Source organism: Neorhizobium sp. P1_A6, assembly GCF_056406795.1.
This window is the reverse complement of record NZ_JBFTZM010000015.1, coordinates 51,571-73,998: the sequence shown is the minus strand read 5'-3', so window position 1 is coordinate 73,998 and position 22,428 is coordinate 51,571. Positions and strand designations below refer to the sequence as shown.

The following is a 22,428-nucleotide window of genomic DNA, read 5'->3' as shown; positions in this document are numbered from 1 at the left end:
GCGCATTTTTCGCCAAGTTTGGCGCCCAACGAAACGCATTCGGGAACCGATCAATTATCCGGTCTTCACCCCTTCGTGACTTTCTCTTGAATGTGCCCGGTGGTTACTTTCCGCCATCCAGTGCATTCGGCCTTGATCGCCGCGAGCAATCGTGGATAACAGTTGCCCTGATAAAAAGGTCCGCCACCCATGCCCTTTCGTTTTCGCTCCGTACTCCTTGTTGCGGGCCTGTTTTATGCGGGCGCTGCATTGGCGGGAGAGGTGAGAGCGCCGAAGGGCGTGATCGAGCTTTTCACCTCTCAAGGGTGTTCTTCCTGCCCGCCGGCCGACGCCGCGCTGGGCGAGCTGGTGGCGCAGGGCGACATGGTCGTGCTCTCCTACCACGTCGATTACTGGAACTATCTCGGCTGGACCGATACACTGAGCTCCAAGGAGAATACCGAGCGGCAATATGGTTATGCCAAGACGTTCGGACGAACCGGCGTCTATACTCCGCAGGCCGTCATCAACGGCCGCGATCATGTCAAGGGCACGGACCTCACGGTCATCAACGACAAGGTGAAGGTGCTCGGCCAGAACGGCAAGGGGCTCGACGTTCCGGTGACCGCTGCGATGCGCGGCGACGAGATCGAGATCGAGATCGGCGGCGGCAAGGGACAGGCAGACGTTGTCGTCGCCTATTTCACCAAACGCCAGCAGGTGGATGTCACCAAGGGTGAAAACAGCGGCAAGAACATGGAATATTGGCACGCCGTCTATGACGTCCAGTCGGTCGGCACCTGGAACGGCCAGAGCATGAAGCTGACCCTGCCGGGCAAGCTGATGGGCAAGTCCAAGAAGGACGGTTGCGCGATTCTGCTGCAGACCTCCGGTCCGGGCGGCGAACCGGCAGCCATTCTCGGCGCGACGGTATTGATGGTGGGTCGCAAGAACTATTGACCGCAGGCGCGGTTCCGGGCTGGCTGACTGTATGAGAACTTGTTGGCGGCCCGATCCAATAACATTGGGGGGCTGGGGGTAAGGGTCAATGCACCAGACCGGGCCATATGGCGCTGAAAACGGCGCCAACCAACATCGTCAATTTCGCTTCGAAATCGGGCACTCTTTTGTTCGAAATGGGGCAACAATAAAATCGTGCGGTTCGCTCCCCGCGAAATTGCCGGGGTTGATTTTTGCAGCCTCTCGGGCAAACTGTCATGTCTCTGACATTTGACGATTTGGGAGTCTTGATGACAGATCAGCCGGATTTGCCGGGGGGCCAGAGATCCCGGGACACAGCCGTCGTCGTCGATCTCAGTGAATATAGGCAGAATCTCGATCCTGCACCGGTCACCTTCCACCGGCGCGAACTCGACGCGATCCTGAGGATTTACGGCCGCATGGTCGGCGAGGGGGAGTGGAAGGACTACGCTATCGATCACCTCAAGGATCGGGCGGTGTTCTCCATTTTCAAGCGCTCAGGCGAGACGCCGCTGTTCCGAATCGAGAAGAACCCGAAGCTTGCCGCCAAGCAGGGCGCCTATTCCGTGACGAACACCCACGGGCTGATCATGAAGCGCGGCCATGATCTGCCGCAGGTGCTCAAGGTGTTCGACAAGGTGCTGAAACTGATCGACTGACGCTGATCGCTACTCGGTAAACAGCGAACCCGGATAGACGCCGGGATCCGGATCGGTTTCGTTGCCTTCGCCGAGGGCTGCCTGCATCAGCACCGTATCCTGCCATTTTCCGTGTTTGAAGCCGGTGCCCTTCAGAGTGCCGGTGAGTTCGAAACCGAGGCCGCGATGCAGCGCCACGGACGCCGGGCTCGCACCGCCGATGACGGCAACCATCTGGCGGAAACCAAGCGCCTCGCAGCGCACCAGCAATTCCTTGAGAAGTGCCTTGCCGACGCCCTTGCCGCGCGCTTCCGGTGCCAGATAGATCGAATCCTCGACCAGCCAGCGATAGGCGGGGCGGGTCCGGAAGGCCGATGCGTAGGCGTAGCCAAGGAGTGTGCCGTCTTCCTGTTCGGCCGCGATATAAGGATACCCCTTGGCGCGGATCGCCTCGAAGCGAGCCGTCATCTCAGTCTGATCCGGGGGCAAGATCTCGTAACTTGCGGTGCCGTTCAGCACGCTGTCGCGATAGATCTCGGTGATGGTCGGAAGATCGGCGGGGGAGGCGTCGCGGAGATGGAATGTCATTGAGGCAGCCGTTGAAAGGAATGGCCAAGCCTATGCCGCAACCCGAAGCCGGGCAACAAAAAAGGCGACCCGGAGGCCGCCTTTTCCTGTTCGAATTCCTCGGAGATTAGTTGTTCCGGTTGCCCAGGAACTGGAGGAGGAACGTGAAGAGGTTGATGAAATCGAGGTAAAGGGTCAGAGCGCCCATGATGGCCTTGCGGCCAGCAACCGCGACGTCGTCGCCGTCAAAGTACATTTCCTTGATCTTCTGCGTATCGTAGGCGGTGAGGCCTGCGAAGATCAGCACGCCGATGGCGGAGATCGCGAAGCCGAGGGCCGAAGAGGCCAGGAAGATGTTGACGATCGAGGCGATGATCAGACCGAAAAGACCCATGATCAGGAACGATCCCATGCCCGACAGGCTTTTCTTCGTCGTGTAGCCGTAAAGCGACAGGGCGCCGAAGGAGGCAGCGGTAATGAAGAACGTCTGAACGATGCTCTGGGCGGTGTAGACCAGGAAGATCGACGACAGCGACAGGCCCATCAGGGCCGCATAGGCCCAGAAGGTGCTCTGAGCGGCGCCGACGCTCATCTTATGAACGCGGAAGCTCAGGAAGAACACCACTGCGAGCGGTGCGAGCATGACGACCCAGCGAAGCGGCGAACCGTAGATCGCAGCGCCAAGGCTGGTCAGCAGGATGCCGTTCGGAAGCCGGGCGACAGCTGCAGCTGCATCCGTCGTCGTTGCGAGGGCCGAGATACCATAAGCGGCGATACCGGTGATAGCCAAGCCGACAGCCATCAGGTTGTAGACCTTGAGCATGTAGGCGCGCAGGCCTTCATCGATCATCGCGCCGGACTGGGCGCGACCCTGCGCCGCCCGGGTCTGGTAGTTGTTAAAGTCAGCCATTGTTTCCTCTTTAAGCTCCGGAATTATTCACGGTGTCGGGCCCCCTTTTTTACGGACCCAGGCGCCGCTGCGGAGCTCCAGCAAGCCTGCGCATAAATATGATGCGAGATCGTTTCACATACAAGAGGTGCGCCGAGCGAAAAACGCAAGCCACAGGCGCTATTTAGCAACCTATGGGACGTTCTGACGGGAATTTGATCCGTGAGTTAACGTGAAATACTACCTCTGGACGAATTAGAGCTCGCGCAGCACAGGTGCGGCCTTCTGCCCTAATATGCGCCAGGTGCCGGCAAGGCCTATTCCGACCGTCAGTACCAGCGAAACGGCGAGCGTCAGCACCGCGACATCAGGCAGGAAAACCGATTGAAGCCGCATGATGCGGCTGACCACGAACCAGGCGGAGAGGCCACCGGCGACGAGCGCAAAGAGCGCGGTCGCAGCACCGAGGATCATGTATTCGTAGCTGAAGGCTCGCATCAGCATGCCGCGCGTGCCACCGAGCGTCTTCAGGATGACGGCGTCATGGGTGCGGGCCCGGTTGCCGGCGGCGAGCGCACCGGCAAGCACCAGCACCGAGGCGATCAGCGCAACGGCGGCAGCGGCCCGGATAGCGGTCGCGAGCTGGCCGACGAGCTGGTCGACGATGTCGATCGCATCTTTCACCCGGACGCTGGTGATGGTCGGATAGGCGTTGGTGACGGCGCGCAGGATCGAGGCTTCCTGTTGGGCGGTGGCCGAAGGATCGCTCAACGTCGCGAGCCAGGCATGCGGCGCGCCGCGAAATGTGTTCGGCGAGAAGATCATCACGAAATTGATCGACAGCGATTCCCACTGAACCTTGCGGAAATTGGCGATGCGCGCGGTGATGTTGCGGCCGAGCACGTTAACGGTGACGGTATCGCCGATCTTCAGGCCGAGTTCGCCGGCCTCTTCCGCTGAGAAGGACACCAGCGGTTCGCCGGTGTAGTCGGCACCCCACCATTGTCCGGCGGTGAGCGCCGAATTGGAAGGAAGCTTCTCCTCATAGGTGATGCCGCGGTCGCCGCGCAGCACCCAGCGGCCGGCCGGCGGCACGTTCATCTGGGTGACGTCCTGGCCGTTGAAAGCGAGAATCCGGCCGCGCAGCATCGGCACCTGGGTGATCGTACCCTCCGGCGCCTGCTGTTTCAGGATGTTGACGAAGCCTTCGCGCTCCGATCCCTGGATGTCGACGAAGAAGAAATTCGGCGCCTGCTGGGCGATGCTGCCGGTCAGCTGCCGGCGCATGTTGCCGTCGATCAGCGCCAGCGTCACCAGCAGCGCAAGGCCGAGGCCGAGCGACAGCACGACCGACGGCGTCAGGGCGCCGGGCCGGTGAATATTGCCGATCGCCAGCCGCAACGCCGGCGAATTGACCCGCGGACTTCTTTTCGCAAGGGCGGCGATGAGGGCCGCGACAAGGCGCAAGAGCACGAAGGCACCGGCTACGGCGGCCAGGAAAACGGAGGCGATGAAACGTTCTTCCGCCGAGACGATCGCAAGTGCCGCCAGGGCGGCGAGCGCCACGCCCGCGGCCAGAAGATAGGGCCAGGAGGGAAGGCGGGTATTGTCGAAACTCTGTTCGCGGAAAAGGGCGGTCGCAGGCACTTCGCGGGCATGACCGAGCGGCAGGACTGCGAATGCGAAGGTGATCAGGATGCCGAACAGCGCGGCAAGCGCCAGCGCCGAGGGGTAGAAGGTGACTTCCTTCGGAACCGGCAGCACGCCTTCGAGGAATTGCAGCGCCACGAAGGGCGAGATGGCGCCGATGACGAGACCGATCAGGATGCCGACCACTGCAAGCAGCATGATCTGGATGAGATAGATCATCGTCACCACCGAGGCCGGTGCGCCCAGGCACTTGAAGGTGGCGATGGTGGTGCGCTTGGCATCAAGGAAGGCGCGCACGGCATTGGCGACGCCGACGCCGCCGACGATCAAGGCGGTCAGGCCGACCAGCGTCAGGAATTGCGAGAAGCGGTCGACGTTTTCGGTGAGCGAGGGGGCAGCGCGGTCGCTGGTGCGGATGGACCAACCGGCACTCGGGAATTCGCGATTGGCGCGGGTGGTCAGCGTCGAACGGGTCGCCGGATCGTCGAGCCGGACCTTGTAGGCATGTTCCACGAGGCTGCCGGTGGTGATCAGGCCGGAAGCGGTGAGCGCTTCGCGGCTGACGATCAGGCGGGGCGCAAAGCCGAAACCGTCGGAAAGCGCGTCGGGCTCGGCGGTGATCGTGCCGCGCAATGTCAGCCTGGCATTGCCGAGCAGAAGCTGATCGCCGTCCTCGAGGCCGAGGCGTTCCAACAGCAGCGGGGCTGCCAGTGCGCCAAAAGTCTCTCCCTGCTTGCCAAGCAGGTCAGGAAGCGGTGCCGCCGGTTCAGCGCCAAAGCTGCCATAGAGCGGATAGGCGTCGTCGACCGCCTTGACCTCGACCAGCGCCTGTTCGGAACCGTCAGGCTTGCGGGCCATGGAGCGCAGGCTGGTGGAGACGGAGACCTTTCCGAGGCTGGTGAGGAACGCCCGCTCCTGGTCGGTGGCTTCGCGGTTGTTCAGTTCGAAACGAATGTCGCCGGCAAGGATCTCCTGGCCCTGGGAGGCGATGGCGCCGGTGATGGCGCGCGAGACCGAATTGACGGCAGCGATCGCTCCGGTGCCGAGCGCGATGCAGGCGAGGAAGATGTAGAAGCCGGCCAGCCCGCCGCGCATTTCGCGCAGCGCCAGGCGGAAGGAAATCGCGAGGCGCGGAAAGGCGAGCCTCATGCGGAGACCGCCTGGACGGTCGCGCTGTCGCCGACGATTTCGCCGGAGCGGACGCGGATCTGGCGGGAGCAGCGGGCGGCAAGCGCGTTGTCATGGGTGACGAGCAGCATGGTCATGCCGCGCTCGGCCTGTTTCGAAAATAAGAGGTCGGCGATCTGCCGGCCGGTCTCGGTGTCGAGATTGCCGGTCGGTTCGTCGGCGATCAGCACGGAGGGCGAGGGGGCAAGGGCGCGGGCAATCGCCACGCGCTGCTGCTCGCCGCCGGAAAGCTGGCCTGGATAGTGGCTCAGCCGCTCGCCGAGGCCGACGGCGGTCAGTTCCCGCTTGGCGATCTCGAAGGCGTCCTTCACATTGGCGAGTTCGAGCGGCACGGCGACGTTTTCGAGGGCCGTCATGTTGGCGATCAGGTGGAAGGACTGGAAAACGATGCCGATATTGCGGCCGCGGAAATCGGCAAGCCTGTCTTCGGAAAGGGCGTGAAGGGGTGCGTCGTTGATGACGATCTCGCCGCTGTCGAGGCGTTCGAGGCCGGCCAGAACCATCAGCAGCGTCGATTTTCCCGAGCCCGAAGGCCCGACGATGCCGACGGCTTCGCCTGCACGGATTTCGAGGTCGATCTGCTTCAGCACATGCACCGAGGCCGCCGCGCTGCCGAGCGTCAGATCGGCTTTCTTCAGCGTGATGATGGTTTTAGTCAAATCGAACCGTCCTATATAGGCGTGAAGCGTAACCCGAACACCGCGTTGCGGTAGCGCCCAATCTAGGAGACGGATCGTGAGTTTTAAAGCAAGCCTGCTTCACTTCATCGGCATGTCCGCGCTGGCGCTGGCCGCACTGCCGGCCGCTGCGCAGGACAGGGCGATCCAGCTCGTCGGTTTCGGCGACAGCCTGATGGCGGGTTACCAGCTTGCGCCTTCCGAATCCTATACGGCCCAGCTCGAGGCGGCGCTGAAGGCCGATGGGCAGAATGTCGTGGTCACCAACGCGGGCGTTTCGGGCGATACGACAGCAGGAGGGCTTTCGCGCATCGACTGGTCGGTGCCCGACGGCACTGACGGCGTGATCCTCGAGCTCGGCGCCAACGATGCGCTGCGCGGCATCTCCCCCGAGCAGTCGGAAAAGAACCTCGATGCGATCCTGGCGCGGCTGAAGGAACGGAAGATCCCGGTGTTCCTGGTCGGCATCCTGGCGCCACCGAACATGGGCGGCGATTATGCCGAAAAGTTCAACCCGATCTACAAGCGGCTGGCGGAGAAATACGTGGTGCCGCTCTATCCATTCTTCCTGGATGGGGTCGCGACCATTTCCAGCCTGCAGCTCTCCGACGGCATGCATCCGAACGCCAAAGGGGTCGCCGTGATGGTCGAAAAGACCATTCAACCTGTCAAAAGCTTCCTGGGGGCTATTAAGGATAAGGGAAAATAACAGCTTGCGCGGAACTCCGTTGCATGATTCGCTGTTTGCATCTGCAAAAGATTCGAGGAGGTCCCTATGCCGAGACTTTTCACCGCCCTCGAAGTTCCGCGCAATGTAGCGATGAGCCTGTCTCTCCTGCGCGGCGGGATCCCCGGTGCCCGGTGGATCGACGTGGAGAATTATCACATCACTCTACGCTTTATCGGCGATGTCGACGGCCGCACCGCCGACGAGATCGTCGACCGGCTGGACCGCATCGACCGACCGGAATTCCAGGCGTCGCTGACTGGGATCGGCTCGTTCGGATCGAAGAAACCGCATTCCATCTGGGCCGGCGTTTCACCCTCGCCGGAAATCTACGCGCTGCAGGCGGAGATCGAACGGATCTGTCAGCGTATCGGTCTGCCGCCGGATCCCCGCAAGTTCACGCCGCATGTGACGCTCGCACGGCTCAAGAACTGCCGCCTGGACGACGTGGTTCACTATCTTGCCGGCCGCGGCAATTTCCACACGGCACCCTTCACCGTCCCCCGTTTCGTGCTGCTGTCGTCGAAGGAGTCGGTCGGAGGCGGACCGTATCTGACGGAGGAAATCTTCCCGCTGCAGGAGGCAAGCTACGGCACTGCCTATGCCGGCGACATGGAGCCGGCGAAGAGCCTCCTTTAACCGGAAGGCGCCCCTTTAGTCCGAAGGAAGGTTGGACGATGAACTACGAAAAGCTGGATGCGGCTGCCGTCGTGCGTGAACTCGCGACGCTCGATGGCTGGGAGCTGAAGCCGGAAGGCGACGCGATCTTCAGGAGCTTCAAGTTCAAGACCTTCATCGAGGCCTTCGGTTTCATGGCCGAATGCGCGCTGTCCGCCGAGAAGCTCAACCATCACCCGGAATGGTCGAACGTCTATTCGCGGGTCGACGTGCTGCTGACCACCCACGCGACAAAAGGGCTGACCGACATCGACTTCAAGCTTGCCCGGGCGATGGACAAGGCATCCTCGCGCAGCAATTGAACTTCATGGTCGAGAGCCCATATTGGGTGGGCACACGTTGAGCGAACGGAGCGACCATGAACGACGTGAAGATCGGCGAAATTCTGCTGCCGGGTGACGAGGATACACAAGGCCGCCGCGAGCGGCAGGTGCGGACTAAGTTCTGGCCGACTCTGAAGCGGGCCGTGCGGCAGGTCCCGTTCAGCCGCGACCTGATCGCCGCCTATTACTGCGCGATCGACCGGCGGACTCCGACCCGCGTCCGGGGCGTGCTGCTTGCCGCGCTCGCCTATTTCGTGATGCCGATCGATTTCGTGCCGGACATGTTCGTCCTTGTCGGCTTCACCGACGATGTCGCCGTGCTCGCAGCAGCTTTCCGGATGATCCAGGGCCATATCGCCGACCGCCATTACGAGGCTGCCGATCTGGCGCTGGCGGACAATCCGGACATCGCCGAGGGCGTGCGCGGCAAATAGTCTCACGGGGCATCATTCCCCCGAAGGATCGTCGAGAACTCTTCGCAAGCGCTCGAATGCAAGCCGGATTCGTGACTTCACCGTCCCGAGCGGCAGGCCCGTGGACGAGGCGATTTCCGAATGGGACTGGCCGAGGAAGAAGGCCGCCCGCACCATTTCCATCTGTTCGCCGGGGATGTCGGCAAGGGCTGCACGCACCTGCGCATCCCGTTCCTCGCCTTCGAAAATCGTATCGGCGCCCGGCGCCTCGGTCACGAAGAACAGGGGTTCGTAGACATCCAGATACTTGTGCCTCGCCCGCCGTTCCGCATCGATGCGACGGTTGCGGGCGATGCGAAAAAGCCAGGTGGACAGGGAGGATCGCGTCGGATCGTAGAGGCCGGCGCGGTGCCAGAGAACGGCCATCACCTCCTGGACGAGTTCCTCCGCATCGTCGGGCCGCATCGACCGTTTCAACAGCCAGGATTTCAGACGCGGCGCGTAATAATCGAACAGCACGGTAAAAGCTGCCTGATCGCGCTCATCGGCCACTGCCCTTACCAAGCCGGCGAAGTGGTCTCTTTCGTCTACATCCATTTACGCTGTGCACAGTTTCCGATGAGATTCGCGTCATATTCGACCATTCTAATGTCATTGTGAGAGTTAGGAAAAGGACAAACTCTTGCCCCAATCCTTGTGTCACTGATTGACGAAACGCATGGAAATTCTGCTGGTTGGCTCTTTGGAGGCATGGCGGGGAGTGGTATCTCCACGCACCTACGGGCCAAGGCAGAAGATTCAGCAGATTCTAATAGTCTGGTTGACGGTTTGGTAACCAGGATCAAGTCAAAATGCACCGAATCAGGATCATGCCTGGCAAGGCTTGCCCGCTCGGGCCGTTGAACGAACAAAACCGGCAGGAGACCATGTCTGTAAGAACAATCGCAACCGCATTGGCAATCTTGGCTGCAAGCACCGGCCTGGCATCGGCTCAGGCGCCGAAGGCTACTGCCCCGGCCAAGCCCCAACAGGCCCAGGCGCCGGCACCGGCCGCCGCAGGCCCCACCCGCATCCAGCAATTCAAGGCGTGGGGCGCCTATTCCTACAAGTCGGGCGCCAGCAACGTCTGCTACGTGCTTTCGGTGCCGACCACCAAGGAACCGGCCAGCGTCGATCACGGTGATATCTTCTTTATCGTCTCGCAGCGGCCCGGCCAGAACATTTCCTACGAGCCGCAGGCGATGGTCGGATACGTCCTGCAGCCGAACTCCAAGGTGACGGTGACGATCGACAAGAAGAACTTCACGATGTTCACCAAGGACAAGGCGGCCTGGGTCGAGAACGCGGCCGAGGAGCCGGCGCTCGTCGCGGCGATGAAGACGGGTCACAACATGAGCGTCAGCGCCGTTTCCGGCCGCGGCACCAAGACCTCCTACGCCTATTCGCTGCAGGGCATTGCGGCGGCGCTGAAGCAGATCGAAACCTGCAAGTAAGCGCCCGTGCGCGGCAAGAGTTGGAAGGCCGGTCGCAGGACCGGCCTTTTGCATTTCTTGAAGAATAGTGACGCGGCGGCTATTTGATGATAAAGCCCGCCCCAACGAAGGTCCGGCACATGTGCCCAATGGGCCGATACAGGTTTCACGCATTCAACATGCCCTGACTTTCCCGCTAATCGATCGTGGGAAAGCTGCATGTGTTCGAACGGGATAGAAGAATGTCAGTCTCAGAGGCTCTGGCGCCGCTTGCCATCAAGAAGCCGCTCGTCGCCAATCCGGATCTGTTCGGCACCAAGCCGTCGCTGATCGGGCTTTCGCGCGAGGACATGGCGCAGGCGCTGAAGGAAAAGGGCGTATCGGAAAAGCAGGTGCGGATGCGCGTCAGCCAGCTCTGGCACTGGCTCTATATCCGCGGCGTATCTGATTTCGACGCGATGACCAATGTCGCCAAGGATATGCGCGAAATGCTGAAGGCGCATTTCACCATTGCGCGTCCGGAAATCGTCGAGGAACAGGTTTCCAACGATGGCACCCGCAAATGGCTGTTGCGCTTTCCGCCGCGCGGCGCCGGCCGTCCGGTGGAAGTCGAAACTGTCTACATTCCGGAAGAAGGCCGCGGCACGCTCTGCATTTCGAGCCAGGTCGGCTGTTCGCTCACCTGTTCCTTCTGTCACACCGGCACCCAGAAGCTTGTGCGCAACCTGACCGCCGAGGAAATCCTGTCGCAGTTGCTGCTGGCCCGTGACCGGTTGGGTGATTTTCCGGGCACCGACACGCCGCCCGGCGCCTTCGTGCCGACCGGCGACCGCAAGGTCACCAATGTCGTGATGATGGGCATGGGCGAGCCGCTCTACAATTTCGAAAGCGTCAAGACGGCGCTGCTGATCGCCACCGACGGCGACGGGCTGTCGCTGTCGAAGCGGCGCGTCACGCTGTCGACCTCCGGCGTGGTGCCGGAAATCTTCCGGACCGGCGACGAGATCGGCGTGATGCTGGCGATCTCGCTGCATGCGGTGCGCGACGATCTGCGCGACATGCTGGTGCCGATCAACAAGAAATATCCGCTGAAGGAACTGATCGAAGCCTGCCGCAATTATCCCGGTCTTTCGAACGCCCGCCGCATCACCTTCGAATATGTGATGCTGAAGGACGTCAACGACAGCCTGGAGGACGCCAAGGCGCTGATTCAGCTCTTGAAGGGCGTTCCGGCCAAGATCAACCTGATCCCGTTCAATCCCTGGCCGGGCACCAACTATCAATGTTCGGAATGGGCGCAGATCGAGAAATTCGCCGATTTCATCAACCAGGCGGGTTACGCCTCGCCGATCCGCACCCCCCGCGGCCGCGACATCCTCGCCGCCTGCGGCCAGCTGAAATCGGAATCGGAGCGGATGCGCAAGACCGACCGCCTCGCCTTCGAGGCGATGATGATCGCCGGGCACGGCGAGGACGATTGAATAACGAGGCCGGCTCTGCCGGCCTTTCTATTATCGTGCCTGGGTGAAGAAAATCTTGGCCGCGAAGATCGAGAAGACGCCGGCAAAGGTGCAGTCGATGCCGCGCAGGACCTTCGGGTTGGCCTGCAGCCAGTTGGCCAGGCGGTCGGCGGCAAGGACGACGATCACGTTGACCGGCATGCCGATGACGATGAAATAGACCCCTAAGAAAATCAGCTTGCTCGTGACGTCCGGATCGCCGGCGGTGACGAATTGCGGCAGGAAGGTCATGAAGAAAATGATGACCTTGGGATTCAAGAGGTTCACCCAGAAGCCCGTCGAAATGTTGGAAAGTGCGCTCGCCTTGGGCTGGTCGACCTTCTCCACCGACAGTTTTGAGCCGAAGCGGATTGCCTGGATCGCCAGCCAGAGCAGATAGGCGGCGCCGCCGGTCTTGAGGATGAAGAAGGCGGTCGGTGACGCGGTGATCAGCGCCGAGATACCGAACGCGACCAGCAGCGTATGGCAGACGACGCCGAGGCTGGTGCCGAGCACCACGAACAACGCGGGTCGCCGGCCCTGGCCAAGCGCGCGGCTGATCGACAGCGTCATGTCCGGCCCCGGCGTCAGCGCCAGAAGCAGACCAGCAGCCGTGAAGGCGAGAAGGGTGGCAAGGCTCGGCAGGAAATCCATGGGGCGCACGCTCGAATAGCCGGGTAAAGGAGTGCTCCATTTACCCGGCTTTCGCAGCTATGCCAATCAGGCGCTCAGCGCTTGGAGATGAATTCCTTTGATGCATCCGCAAAGTCCGGATGCCAGCGCGACAGCGGCGGGCGGTTCTCGATGATGTCGCCGATCGCCCAGGCCATGCGGCGTTCGTCTGTCGTCCGGTCCACGTCGTTGTCTGGGCAGAGAATATAGAAATCACCGCGCTCCAGGCTCACCAGCATGAACCCGACCGTCTCTTCCGGCGTCCAGGCGCCGGCGGGCTTTTCGATGCGGTCGCCCTTGGTCAGGCCGGTAAACACGAAGCCGGGGATGAGCAGATGCGCCGACACCTGGCAGTTCGGCGTGTTGCGAAGCTCGTGCTGCAACGCCTCGGTGAACGTCTTCACGCCGGCTTTGGCGACATTGTAGGCGGGATTGCCGGGCGGTGTCGTGATTCCCTGTTTCGAGCCGGTATTGATGATCAGCGACGGCTCGCCATGGGCGATCATGGCCGGGCCGAACGTCCGCGTGCCGTTGATGACGCCGAGCAGGTTGACGGCGAAAATGCTGTCCCAGTTGACCTGCGGCCCGAATATCGAGCTCCCCGGGCTGATGCCGGCATTGTTCATCAACACATGCACCCGGCCGAAACGCTGGATGACCGCGCGTTCAAGTGCCTCGATCTCATCCGGCTTCGAAACGTCGGTGCCGATGGCGGCGACATCCGCCTCGCCGTCTTCGGCAAGAGCCGCGACCTCGCGGCAAGCTTCCGCAAGCTTGTCGCCCTCCAGATCGGCAAGGACGACGGAAAGGCCCATCCGGGCAAATTCCTTCGCCGCCGCAAGGCCGATACCGGATGCGGCCCCGGTAATCACGGCGACATTGTCCTTTTTCAGAGCGGGATGAGTGATGGTCATGGCAGATCTCCTCTAGGGCGCCGCTGTTCAAAGGTCGGGCGGGATATGGTACCCTCATCAAAACCTGTCAACATGACAAGGGCGTCACAAGAGAGCGGGAAGCCGATGGGCACGATCATCTCGATTACGATGGATGAGGAATTGGCCGCCTTCGTTCAGAGAAAAGTGGATGCCGGGCGCTACGGTTCAGTATGCGATGTGGTGGAAGAGGCGCTTCGCCTGCTGAAGCAGAGGGAAGACGAATCCCTCGAAGCGATCCGCACCGCCATCGAGGAGGGCGAGGCTTCCGGTGAGCCGCAACCGTTCGATTTCGAGGAGTTCCTGCGGGGGAGGCATGCGGAGATTGGCCGCGACCGACAATCGCTTCCGAAATCCATCCCCGGTTTTTCTTGCGTGCCTCAGGAAACTCGCTAAAAGTGCCGCAAATCCCGACTTGGCAGTTTCAAGAACCGCTTCCACCCGCAGACGGACGTAAATCGACATGGCAATCCCGAAAGACGTAAAGAAGGTCGTTCTCGCCTATTCCGGCGGCCTCGACACCTCGATCATCCTGAAATGGCTGCAGACCGAACTGAACGCCGAGGTGGTGACCTTCACCGCCGATCTCGGTCAGGGCGAGGAACTGGAACCGGCCCGCAAGAAGGCCGAGATGCTCGGCATCAAGGAGATCTATATCGAGGACGTGCGCGAAGAGTTCGTGCGCGATTTCGTCTTCCCGATGTTCCGCGCCAATGCCGTCTATGAAGGCGTCTACCTGCTCGGCACCTCGATCGCCCGCCCGCTGATCTCCAAGCACCTGATCGAGATCGCCAAAAAGACCGGTGCCGATGCGATCGCCCATGGCGCCACCGGCAAGGGCAACGACCAGGTCCGTTTCGAGCTTTCGGCCTATGCGTTGAACCCGGATATCAAGGTGATCGCGCCGTGGCGCGACTGGGCTTTCAAGAGCCGCACCGATCTTCTGAAATTCGCCGAGGAAAACCAGATTCCGGTCGCCAAGGACAAGATGGGCGAGGCACCGTTCTCCGTCGACGCCAACCTTCTGCACTCGTCGTCCGAAGGCAAGGTTCTCGAAGACCCGGCCGTCGAGGCTCCCGAATACGTGCATATGCGCACGATCTCGCCGGAAGCTGCTCCGGACAAGGCGACGGTCATCAAGGTCGGCTTTAAGAAGGGTGACGCGGTTTCCATCAACGGTGTCGCCATGTCGCCGGCGACCCTCCTTGCCGCGCTCAACAATTACGGCCGCGACAACGGCATCGGCCGTCTCGACCTCGTCGAGAACCGCTATGTCGGCATGAAGTCGCGCGGCGTCTACGAGACCCCCGGCGGCACGATCCTGCTCGCCGCCCACCGGGCGATCGAGTCGATCACGCTCGATCGTGGTGCCGCGCATCTCAAGGATGACATCATGCCGCGTTACGCGGAGCTCATCTATTACGGCTTCTGGTTCTCGCCGGAGCGCGAAATGCTGCAGGCGCTGATCGACAAGAGCCAGGAGCATGTGGAAGGCGAAGTGACGCTGAAGCTCTACAAGGGCAATGTCATGGTGATCGGCCGCGAGAGCGAAAAATCGCTCTATTCCGACAAGCTGGTCACCTTCGAGGACGACCAGGGCGCCTACGACCAGAAGGATGCGGCGGGCTTCATCAAGCTCAATGCGCTGCGTCTGCGCACCCTCGCCAAGCGCAATCTGGGCAAGTAATTCCCGATAACTCGATCAGCGAAGCCCGCCTGCCCGAAAGGGGAGGCGGGCTTTTTCATGCCCTGCGGCGGCTGGCGATCCGGAAGCCGATGTAACCGAGCACGGCGATCAGGTGCATGGCGGGAATGACGATGCCGAAGGCCGGCAGCGGCGAGCCGATCGAGGCGGCGGCCACGCCGCCCACGAAGCCGGCGCCCATCTGGATGAAGCCCATCATCGCGGACGCCGACCCGGCAATATGCGGGAAGGGGATGAGGCCCGCCGCGGTCATGTAGGGCGATACGAAGGCGATCCCGAAGGCGCACATGGCAACCGGCACCATGACCGACAGAAAGGATGGCGGCAGATAGTGGATAGAAAGGGCCATGACGAGGCCGCCGCTGCCGCTGAAAATCAGTCCAACCAGGGGCGCCCGTTCGGCCGGCAACCATCTCGAGATAACGCGCAGGCAGACCGAACCCATCAGGAAGAAACCGGATTGCATCAGCATGCTCATGCCGAACTGGATCGGCGTCAGCCCGACCTTCTCGATCAGGATGAACGGCAACACGGCCGCCTGGGCGTACATGGATCCCACAGCGCCGGCGAGAACGACCGCGGTAAACAGGAAGCGCGGCAAGGTGATGATTTCCGCATAGGCCTGGACGAGCCGCAGCGGCTTCAGCCGACTGCGATCGGGGACCGTAGTTTCCTTCAGACAGACGGTCGACAGGAAGACCAGCAGGGCGCCGAAGCCGACCATCAGCAGGAATACCGATCGCCAGCCGAACGCGGCCAGGGCGAGGCCGCCGACCGTCGGGCCGAGAGACGGCCCGATCGCCAGGATGATGCCCATCGTGTTGATGATCCGGGCCGCGTCGCCGCCGTTGAACTGGTCGCGCACGATGGCGCGCGACACGGTGATGCCGACCGAAGCGCCGATGCCCTGGATCAGGCGGCCGGCGAGCACCCATTCGACCGTGGGAGCAAAGGCGGCAAGCAGAGAACCGGCCAGATAGACCAGGAGAAAACTCAGCGAGGCGGTCTTGCGACCGAAGGCGTCGGAGACGGGGCCGGCAACCAGCTGGGCCAGCGCGAACCCGGCAAAATAGAGCGACAGCGACATCTTGATCGCTGCCTCCGTGGTCGAAAAGGCATGCACCAGCTCCGGCATGGCCGGCGTGTAGATCGCCATCGAGATCGGTCCGATTGCCGTCAGGAGCGCGCCGATGATTGTGGTTCGGCGCTCGCTCATCCGAGCGGGGACAGGCGGCATGTTATCGGCTTTCATCGAATGCGGTCTGGAGCATGACGGAGGGGGCTACGGCCTGGAGGTTGGCGTTGAACGCGGCCAATGCCTCGCGCAGGATGCGGCTGTTTTCCTCGCTCAAGCCTTCGGTCGCTTGAGCAAGGATGGCGTTCAGTTCGTGGCGGATCGAGCCGATCATCTCGTCGGAGGTCTTGGTGAGATTGATCCGCTTGACGCGCCGGTCGGCAGAGCATTGCTGCCTTTCGACCAATCCGAGCGTCTCCAGCTTGTCGAGATAGGCGCAGAGCGTCATCGGCTCGACGCCCATGCGGGCAGCGATGTCGAGCTGGCGGCTGCCGTCGACGGTCGCGATGTTCAGGAGCGCCCGCGCCTCGCCGGGCGTTAGTCCGAGGCCGGCCTCGGCGATGCGGCGCTCGAAGGCGGCACGCAGCAATCGGGCACTGTCGGCGATCAGAAATCCCAAACTGTCCATGCCCTCTTCGGCACCTTTCGCCTTTATATGCAAATTTTGTAAGGTACCCTTACTATCTTTCGGGTGTGAGGCAAACGGAAAACGGGGTTCGGTTGCATTGACACCGGCGAAACCTGCGGCGAGATTGTCACAGCCTTCGGACGGAGCCTCTCCATGTCATCATCGCTGCTTGCCGGCGCCTTTTTCGCGGCGCTCGCCTATACGCTCATTCCCGGCCCGGCATTCCTGGCGCTGCTCGGCATCGGTGCCGGACAGGGAAGGCAGGCCGGCGCCTTCTTCATGGGCGGTCACCTGGCGGGAGACATCCTCTGGTCCGGGCTGGCGCTGGTGGCGATCATCGGCGCCAAGACGGTCGGTACCACAGTCTTCGACATACTTGGGGTTTTCTGCGGCCTCTATCTTGGCTGGATCGGCTGGAGCGCGTTGCGGGCTAAGCCGAAGGAGAATGGAGGCGCTCTGGTGACGGTCGAAAAACCGCTGCGGCGCGGGCTGATCTTCGGCCTGACGAACCCCAAGGGGTATCCGGTGGCGCTGGCGACGTTCACCGCGCTGCTTGCAAGTTCTGCCGATGCACTGGATTTCAGCGCGCTGCCGCTTCTTCTCGCCGTGTCACTGATCGGGTTCCTGACGGCCGATCTGGTGCTGATCGGGATTATCGGGGCCGGCGTGGTTCGGCGGTTCTATCGGAAGTATGAAAGGGTGATCGTCCGGCTTTCCGGCCTGCTGTTCATCGGTTTTGCGATGCAGGCGCTCTGGCATTCGGCACCAGGCCTGTTCGGCTACCGGCGTGCCTGAGCGACGACGCTTTCCGATCAGACTTCGATGAAGGCCATCACTGCGCGAAGGACATTGGCGCGGGGCGTATCGCCAAGCGACATGGCGATTTCGAGCTGATTGCGGTAGTAATCGTGGAAATTGAAGCCGGTTTCGTCGGTGACCTGCGACAGGTCCATCAACTGTCCCTGAGCATCGACGGCGTGAGTTGGAAGTTCTTCGGACAGCGTGATGTAAGTGTCCTGGTCGATCCTGCCCGCCTGATAGTTTTCAAGCGCGAGCGCACGCAGATCCCGCGGGGTGATCGCCGAAAAATCGATCGGCGATTCATCCGTGTCGGGCACCTGAAAGGTGATCTGGCTCTGCCGACTTCCATGCTCGGATGACTTCTCGACTTTATTGTTTCGAGAATGGTCTCTCTGCAGTAAGTTGGTAGACCAGCGCAAGGAACTGATTTCCATGGCTATATCCTGATTCATCGGATACTGGCCAAAAGTACCTTTGATTACTGCACTGCGTCAAATGGTTAATAACCGTTAATTGTTATGTATGATTTCTTGCCGGAAATCGAAAATGGACAGGCGCATACCCATTCCCGCCGGCTTCTCCTATATGAATGGCGATGCATCGTTAGGAAGGATATTTGCATGTCTTCTAATCTTCTGGTGAACCCCGCTCTCGTGGACTGGAACGGCCATCACGGCCTGCCGCGTTTCGATCAGGTGAAGGACGAGGACTTCGCTCCCGGTTTCGACGCGGCACTTGGCATCCACGAAGCGGAGATCGAGGCGATCGCCAGCAATCCGGAAGAGCCGACCTTCACCAATACCGTCGTTGCGCTGGAGACCGCGGGCGACGAGCTGTCGCGCGTTTCGTCACTGTTCTGGGGCAAGGCTGGTGCGCATACCAACGAGAATATTCAGGCGCTTGAGCGCGAGATCGCGCCAAAAATGTCGCGCCATTATTCGAAGATCGGCATGAATGCGGCGCTGTTTTCCCGCATCGATACGCTTTGGGAAAAGCGCAAGGAGCTTGGCCTTACGCTCGAGGAAGAACGCGTGCTGGAACGTCACTGGAAGGGCTTCGTCAAGGCCGGTGCCAAGCTTGCCAAGGCTGAGCAGGAGCGGCTTGCCGATATCAACGAGAAGCTCGCCGGGCTTGGCGCCAAGTTCGGCCAGAACGTGCTCGGTGACGAGAAGGGCTGGTCGCTGAAATTGTCCGGCGAGGCTGAACTGGACGGCCTGCCGGCCTTCCTGCGCGATGCCATGGCGTCCGCGGCCCGCGAACGCGGCGAGGCGGACGGCTATATGGTGACGCTGTCCCGCTCGATCATCGAACCGTTCCTCACCTTCTCGACCCGCCGGGACCTGCGCGAACAGGCGTTCAGGGCCTGGGCTGCGCGCGGACAAAACGGCGGCGAGACCGACAATCTCGGGATTGTGCGCGAAACGCTGGCGCTGCGGGCGGAAAAGGCAAAGCTGCTCGGATACGAGAATTTCGCCGCCTACAAGCTCGACAATACGATGGCGAAGACCGCGGACGCGGTGAATTCCCTGCTCCGCAAGGTCTGGGACAAGGCGCGCTCCAAGGCGCTGGAGGAGGAGGCGAGCCTTGGCGGGCTAATTGCCGAGGAGGGCAAGAACCATGAGGTCATGCCCTGGGACTGGCGGCATTACGCCGAGAAGCTGCGCCAGCGGACCTTCGATTTCTCCGAGACCGAGCTAAAGCCCTATCTGCAGCTGGAAAAGATCATCGAGGCCTGCTTCGACGTCGCCGAGCGCCTGTTCGGTATCAAGGCGGTCGAAGTGAAGGGTGTGGCGGCCTATCATCCGGATGTACGGGTGTTCGAAGTCCGCGACAGGGATGGTTCGCTGAAGGCGCTGTTCCTCGGCGATTATTTCGCCCGCTCCTCGAAGCGCTCCGGCGCATGGATGAATTCCCTGCAGTCGCAGCACAAGCTGCCGCTGAAGAACGGTGCGACAGGCGAACTGCCGATCATCTACAATGTCTGCAATTTCGCCAAGCCCGCCGAAGGCAAGCCGGCACTGCTGTCGCTCGACGATGCCCGCACGCTGTTCCACGAATTCGGCCACGCGCTGCACGGCATGCTGTCGGATGTCACCTATCCGTCGGTCTCCGGCACCGGCGTGTCGCGCGATTTCGTCGAACTGCCGTCGCAGCTCTACGAGCACTGGCTGACCGTGCCGGAAATCCTCGAAAAATACGCGGTCCATCACGAGACCGGAAAGCCGATGCCGAAGGCGCTGCTCGACAAGGTGCTGGCGGCGCGCACGTTCAACGCCGGGTTCGCGACGGTGGAATTCACCTCCTCGGCGCTGGTCGACATGGCGTTCCACACCCGCGGAGCGGTCGAGGATCCGATGGCGGTTCAGAAGGAGGTGCTTGACGAGCTCGGCATGCCGGCCTCGATCGTCATGCGCCACGCGACACCGCATTTTCAGCACGTGTTTTCGGGCGACGGTTATTCGGCCGGCTACTATTCCTACATGTGGTCGGAAGTGCTCGATGCGGACGCCTTCTCGGCCTTCGAGGAAACCGGCAATGCCTTCGATCCGGTCATGGCCCGCAAGCTCAAGAACAACATCTATTCGGTCGGCGGCTCTATCGACCCGGAAGAGACCTACAAGGCCTTCCGTGGCAAGCTGCCGGACCCGCAGGCGATGCTGAAGAAAAAGGGCCTTGCGATGGTCGAGGAGCTGTCCGGCAGCGACGCCTGAGCGCGTTGTGATCCCAGTCTCAAGGGGTGCGGCATGCCGGTGATTCATCAATCATCGGCCTGTCATTCGGCCGTCATAAAACCGTAACACCACTGTCATGAAACCTTAATAGGAAACCGGCATCGCCTCCAACCGATGCCGGTTCCCCATGACCTTTCAGCCCCCAGCGACACATGCCGCCGTCTCGACGGCCGGGGTGGAATTGCATTACGGCGCGACGCCGGTTCTCAAGGGCATCGATATCTCGCTTTCGAAGGGCAAGACGCTTGCTCTGCTCGGCCCCTCCGGCTGCGGAAAGACCACGCTTCTGCGCCTCGTCGCCGGATTGCTGGCGCCGACCAAGGGTTCGATCTCGATTGCCGGCCAGGTGGTTGCGGATGCTGCCGCGAATACATTCTCCCCGCCCGAAAAGCGCAATCTCGGCATGGTCTTTCAGGATTACGCGCTCTGGCCGCATCTGACGGTCGGCGGCAATGTTTCCTTTCCGCTCGAGATGCGTGGCCTCGGCAAGGCCGAATGCCAGTCTCGCACGATGCGGGCGCTGGAGCGTGTCGGTCTCGGTGCCTATGCGGACCGCCGTCCAAGCGATCTGTCCGGCGGCCAGCAGCAGCGCGTGGCGATCGCCCGCGCGATCGTCGCCGAGCCGCAGCTGATCCTTTTCGACGAGCCGCTTTCCAACCTCGACCGTGAACTGCGCGAAAACATGGTCGGCGAACTTGCCGAGCTGATCGCAACGCTCGGGCTGACCGCCATCTATGTCACCCACGATCATGCGGAAGCGCTGACGCTTGCCGACGACGTCGCGGTGATGCGCGGCGGGCTGATCGAACAGCTCGCATCCCCCGACCAGCTGATCGATAAGCCGGCGACGCCTGAAGTGGCGGACTTCCTGCGCCTCGGCGGCATCGCCGATCTCGACTATCGCGACGGGCTGTGGGTCTTCAAGGGCAGCGACGTGGCGCTGCTGCGGGATGCCGCCGTTGCCGGCACGAGCGCCCGCGTGCTCATCCCGGTCGGCGCGATCTCGATCGGCGATATCGGGCCGGGGCTGCTTGCGGCAACCGTGCTGCGCTCGCAGTTCCGCGGCGACGGGCACCTGGCGACGGTTTCGCTCGTCGGCCCCACCCATATGGAATTGCAGGTTCTGAGCCGCGTCAAGCTTCGGCCGGGCGATGGTGTCGGCCTTTCGATCGACACCGACCAGGTCCGCTGGTTTTCGCCCAAAATTCATTCGTCCAAAAGGGAGACTTTGGAACATGTTTAAGTCATTGAAGAGCATTACCTTCGGCGTCGTTGCCGCAGCACTTATGGCTGGCGTCGCCCATGCCGACGTCACCGTCTACACCGCCGGTCCGCAGAGCCTGATCGACAAGCTGTCGTCCGGTTTCACCAAGCAGACCGGCATCAAGGTCAACGTCTTCCAGGCAACGACCGGCAAGGTCATGGCTCGTATCGAAGCCGAGGCTGCAAACCCGGTCGTCGACGTTCTCGTTTCGGCTTCCTGGGATACCGCGACCGATTTCGCCAAGCGCGGCTGGCTCGTCAAGTATTCGAGCCCGAACGCCGCCAAGGTTCCGGACTTCCTGAAGACGGAAAGCGCTGTAGCCCAAGGTATTTCGGCTCTCGGCATTGCCTGGAACACCAAGAGCGGCACCCCGAAGCCGACCGAATGGGCCGACCTGACAAGCAAGGAATACAAGGACCTCGTCAACATTCCGGATCCGGCGCAGTCCGGCTCGTCGTTCGAACTGACCGCTGCCCTTGCCGGCCAGGACAGTTTCAAGCTCTTCAACGACCTGAAGGCCAATGGCGCGATCATCGCCGGCGCCAATGCCGACGCTCTGAACCCGGTCTTGCAGGGTGCCAAGGCGGCCGTCTTCGGCGCCGTCGATTACATCACGCTCGCTGCCAAGGCGAAGGGTGAATCGATCGACGTGATCTTCCCGGCTTCCGGCACGGTCATCGCACCGCGCCCGGCGATGATCCTCAACTGGTCCAAGAACCAGGACGACGCCAAGAAGTTCATCGACTACATGCTGTCAGACGAAGGCCAGAAGGCCGTTGCCGACGAAATGCTGATGCCGGCCCGCACCGATATCCCGGCTAACCGTCCGCTGATCAGCGACCTGAAGCTGCTGAAGTACGATACCGCCACCGTCTACGGCAAGCGCAAGGAAACGCTGGCCGAGATTACCAAGATCTACGGCGGCAAGTAAGGAACAG

At 61.7% G+C, this 22,428-nt stretch carries 24 protein-coding genes; 14 read left to right on the top strand and 10 right to left on the bottom strand.

What is annotated here, in order from left to right:
- The first annotated feature begins 189 nt into the window (after nt 1-189).
- Both AC1D3C_RS24640 and AC1D3C_RS24635 read left to right on the top strand, forming a co-directional pair.
- Nucleotides 190-939 carry a DUF1223 domain-containing protein gene (locus AC1D3C_RS24640; RefSeq protein ID WP_247137632.1) on the top strand — a complete coding sequence of 250 codons (750 nt, stop codon included), beginning with the start codon at nt 190-192 and terminating at the stop codon, nt 937-939.
- Nucleotides 940-1,229: 290 nt separating this feature from the next.
- On the top strand, nt 1,230-1,619 hold the full coding sequence (locus AC1D3C_RS24635; protein WP_477484705.1) for a DUF2794 domain-containing protein: 390 nt from the start codon (nt 1,230-1,232) through the stop codon (nt 1,617-1,619).
- Nucleotides 1,620-1,628: 9 nt separating this feature from the next.
- Here AC1D3C_RS24635 and AC1D3C_RS24630 read toward each other — a convergent pair whose 3' ends face one another.
- The 4 genes from AC1D3C_RS24630 to AC1D3C_RS24615 form a co-directional block, all read right to left on the bottom strand.
- Complete coding sequence (locus AC1D3C_RS24630; protein WP_477484704.1) at nt 1,629-2,186, bottom strand: N-acetyltransferase family protein; 558 nt, start codon at nt 2,184-2,186, stop codon at nt 1,629-1,631.
- Between the two features lie 106 nt (nt 2,187-2,292).
- Nucleotides 2,293-3,075 (bottom strand): Bax inhibitor-1/YccA family protein, encoded by a 783-nt coding sequence (locus tag AC1D3C_RS24625; RefSeq protein WP_477484703.1) that lies wholly within the window; start codon nt 3,073-3,075, stop codon nt 2,293-2,295.
- A gap of 234 nt (nt 3,076-3,309) precedes the next feature.
- Nucleotides 3,310-5,853, bottom strand: coding sequence for an ABC transporter permease (locus tag AC1D3C_RS24620; RefSeq protein WP_477484702.1), 2,544 nt, complete (start codon nt 5,851-5,853; stop codon nt 3,310-3,312).
- Entirely contained in the window at nt 5,850-6,551 is a 702-nt protein-coding gene (locus tag AC1D3C_RS24615; protein ID WP_477484701.1) for an ABC transporter ATP-binding protein, read from the bottom strand. The genes AC1D3C_RS24620 and AC1D3C_RS24615 overlap by 4 nt, the downstream gene beginning before the upstream one ends.
- 76 nt (nt 6,552-6,627) lie before the next feature.
- Here AC1D3C_RS24615 and AC1D3C_RS24610 point away from each other — a divergent pair, with 76 nt between their 5' ends.
- The 4 genes from AC1D3C_RS24610 to AC1D3C_RS24595 all read left to right on the top strand — a co-directional run bounded on the left by AC1D3C_RS24610 (nt 6,628) and on the right by AC1D3C_RS24595 (nt 8,731).
- Complete coding sequence (locus AC1D3C_RS24610) at nt 6,628-7,278, top strand: arylesterase (protein ID WP_477484700.1); 651 nt, start codon at nt 6,628-6,630, stop codon at nt 7,276-7,278.
- A 66-nt stretch (nt 7,279-7,344) separates the two neighbouring features.
- Complete coding sequence (thpR, locus tag AC1D3C_RS24605) at nt 7,345-7,935, top strand: RNA 2',3'-cyclic phosphodiesterase (RefSeq protein ID WP_477484699.1); 591 nt, start codon at nt 7,345-7,347, stop codon at nt 7,933-7,935.
- 38 nt (nt 7,936-7,973) lie between these two features.
- On the top strand, nt 7,974-8,276 hold the full coding sequence (locus AC1D3C_RS24600) for a 4a-hydroxytetrahydrobiopterin dehydratase (protein WP_477484698.1): 303 nt from the start codon (nt 7,974-7,976) through the stop codon (nt 8,274-8,276).
- A 56-nt stretch (nt 8,277-8,332) separates the two neighbouring features.
- Nucleotides 8,333-8,731: a YkvA family protein gene (locus tag AC1D3C_RS24595; protein ID WP_477484697.1), complete on the top strand. Its 399-nt coding sequence runs from the start codon at nt 8,333-8,335 to the stop codon at nt 8,729-8,731.
- A 12-nt stretch (nt 8,732-8,743) separates the two neighbouring features.
- Here AC1D3C_RS24595 and AC1D3C_RS24590 read toward each other — a convergent pair whose 3' ends face one another.
- Nucleotides 8,744-9,307: a sigma-70 family RNA polymerase sigma factor gene (locus AC1D3C_RS24590; RefSeq protein ID WP_477484696.1), complete on the bottom strand. Its 564-nt coding sequence runs from the start codon at nt 9,305-9,307 to the stop codon at nt 8,744-8,746.
- A 329-nt stretch (nt 9,308-9,636) separates the two neighbouring features.
- Between AC1D3C_RS24590 and AC1D3C_RS24585 the strand changes: the two genes are divergently transcribed.
- Nucleotides 9,637-10,203, top strand: a complete 567-nt coding sequence (locus tag AC1D3C_RS24585; protein ID WP_038590872.1) for an invasion associated locus B family protein — start codon at nt 9,637-9,639, stop codon at nt 10,201-10,203.
- Between the two features lie 221 nt (nt 10,204-10,424).
- Nucleotides 10,425-11,663, top strand: a complete 1,239-nt coding sequence (gene rlmN, locus AC1D3C_RS24580; protein ID WP_477484695.1) for a dual-specificity RNA methyltransferase RlmN — start codon at nt 10,425-10,427, stop codon at nt 11,661-11,663.
- A 30-nt stretch (nt 11,664-11,693) separates the two neighbouring features.
- Here rlmN and AC1D3C_RS24575 read toward each other — a convergent pair whose 3' ends face one another.
- Complete coding sequence (locus AC1D3C_RS24575; protein WP_247035605.1) at nt 11,694-12,335, bottom strand: LysE family translocator; 642 nt, start codon at nt 12,333-12,335, stop codon at nt 11,694-11,696.
- 74 nt (nt 12,336-12,409) lie between these two features.
- Nucleotides 12,410-13,267, bottom strand: a complete 858-nt coding sequence (locus tag AC1D3C_RS24570; RefSeq protein ID WP_477484694.1) for an SDR family NAD(P)-dependent oxidoreductase — start codon at nt 13,265-13,267, stop codon at nt 12,410-12,412.
- A 105-nt stretch (nt 13,268-13,372) separates the two neighbouring features.
- On the opposite strand from AC1D3C_RS24570, the gene AC1D3C_RS24565 reads away from it, so the two are divergent.
- Together AC1D3C_RS24565 and AC1D3C_RS24560 are read left to right on the top strand one after the other, a co-directional pair.
- Entirely contained in the window at nt 13,373-13,681 is a 309-nt protein-coding gene (locus AC1D3C_RS24565) for a type II toxin-antitoxin system ParD family antitoxin (protein ID WP_477484693.1), read from the top strand.
- Nucleotides 13,682-13,748: 67 nt separating this feature from the next.
- The gene (locus tag AC1D3C_RS24560) at nt 13,749-14,972 is read left to right on the top strand and encodes an argininosuccinate synthase (protein ID WP_477484692.1); all 1,224 of its coding nucleotides are present in this window, start codon (nt 13,749-13,751) and stop codon (nt 14,970-14,972) included.
- 55 nt (nt 14,973-15,027) lie between these two features.
- Here the strand turns inward: AC1D3C_RS24560 and AC1D3C_RS24555 are convergent, their stop codons facing one another.
- Together AC1D3C_RS24555 and AC1D3C_RS24550 are read right to left on the bottom strand one after the other, a co-directional pair.
- Nucleotides 15,028-16,227: a multidrug effflux MFS transporter gene (locus AC1D3C_RS24555; protein WP_477484691.1), complete on the bottom strand. Its 1,200-nt coding sequence runs from the start codon at nt 16,225-16,227 to the stop codon at nt 15,028-15,030.
- A 1-nt stretch (nt 16,228) separates the two neighbouring features.
- Complete coding sequence (locus AC1D3C_RS24550; protein ID WP_477484690.1) at nt 16,229-16,693, bottom strand: MarR family winged helix-turn-helix transcriptional regulator; 465 nt, start codon at nt 16,691-16,693, stop codon at nt 16,229-16,231.
- 153 nt (nt 16,694-16,846) lie between these two features.
- Here AC1D3C_RS24550 and AC1D3C_RS24545 point away from each other — a divergent pair, with 153 nt between their 5' ends.
- Nucleotides 16,847-17,488 carry a LysE family translocator gene (locus AC1D3C_RS24545; RefSeq protein WP_477484689.1) on the top strand — a complete coding sequence of 214 codons (642 nt, stop codon included), beginning with the start codon at nt 16,847-16,849 and terminating at the stop codon, nt 17,486-17,488.
- 17 nt (nt 17,489-17,505) lie between these two features.
- Here the strand turns inward: AC1D3C_RS24545 and AC1D3C_RS24540 are convergent, their stop codons facing one another.
- Nucleotides 17,506-17,928: a hypothetical protein gene (locus AC1D3C_RS24540; protein WP_038546579.1), complete on the bottom strand. Its 423-nt coding sequence runs from the start codon at nt 17,926-17,928 to the stop codon at nt 17,506-17,508.
- 186 nt (nt 17,929-18,114) lie between these two features.
- Between AC1D3C_RS24540 and AC1D3C_RS24535 the strand changes: the two genes are divergently transcribed.
- The 3 genes from AC1D3C_RS24535 (at nt 18,115) to AC1D3C_RS24525 (ending at nt 22,421) form a co-directional block, all read left to right on the top strand.
- Complete coding sequence (locus tag AC1D3C_RS24535; protein WP_247138161.1) at nt 18,115-20,205, top strand: M3 family metallopeptidase; 2,091 nt, start codon at nt 18,115-18,117, stop codon at nt 20,203-20,205.
- Nucleotides 20,206-20,353: 148 nt separating this feature from the next.
- Nucleotides 20,354-21,469, top strand: coding sequence for an ABC transporter ATP-binding protein (locus AC1D3C_RS24530; RefSeq protein WP_477484688.1), 1,116 nt, complete (start codon nt 20,354-20,356; stop codon nt 21,467-21,469).
- Nucleotides 21,462-22,421: an ABC transporter substrate-binding protein gene (locus AC1D3C_RS24525; RefSeq protein ID WP_477484687.1), complete on the top strand. Its 960-nt coding sequence runs from the start codon at nt 21,462-21,464 to the stop codon at nt 22,419-22,421. The genes AC1D3C_RS24530 and AC1D3C_RS24525 overlap by 8 nt, the downstream gene beginning before the upstream one ends.
- Nucleotides 22,422-22,428 lie beyond the last annotated feature (7 nt).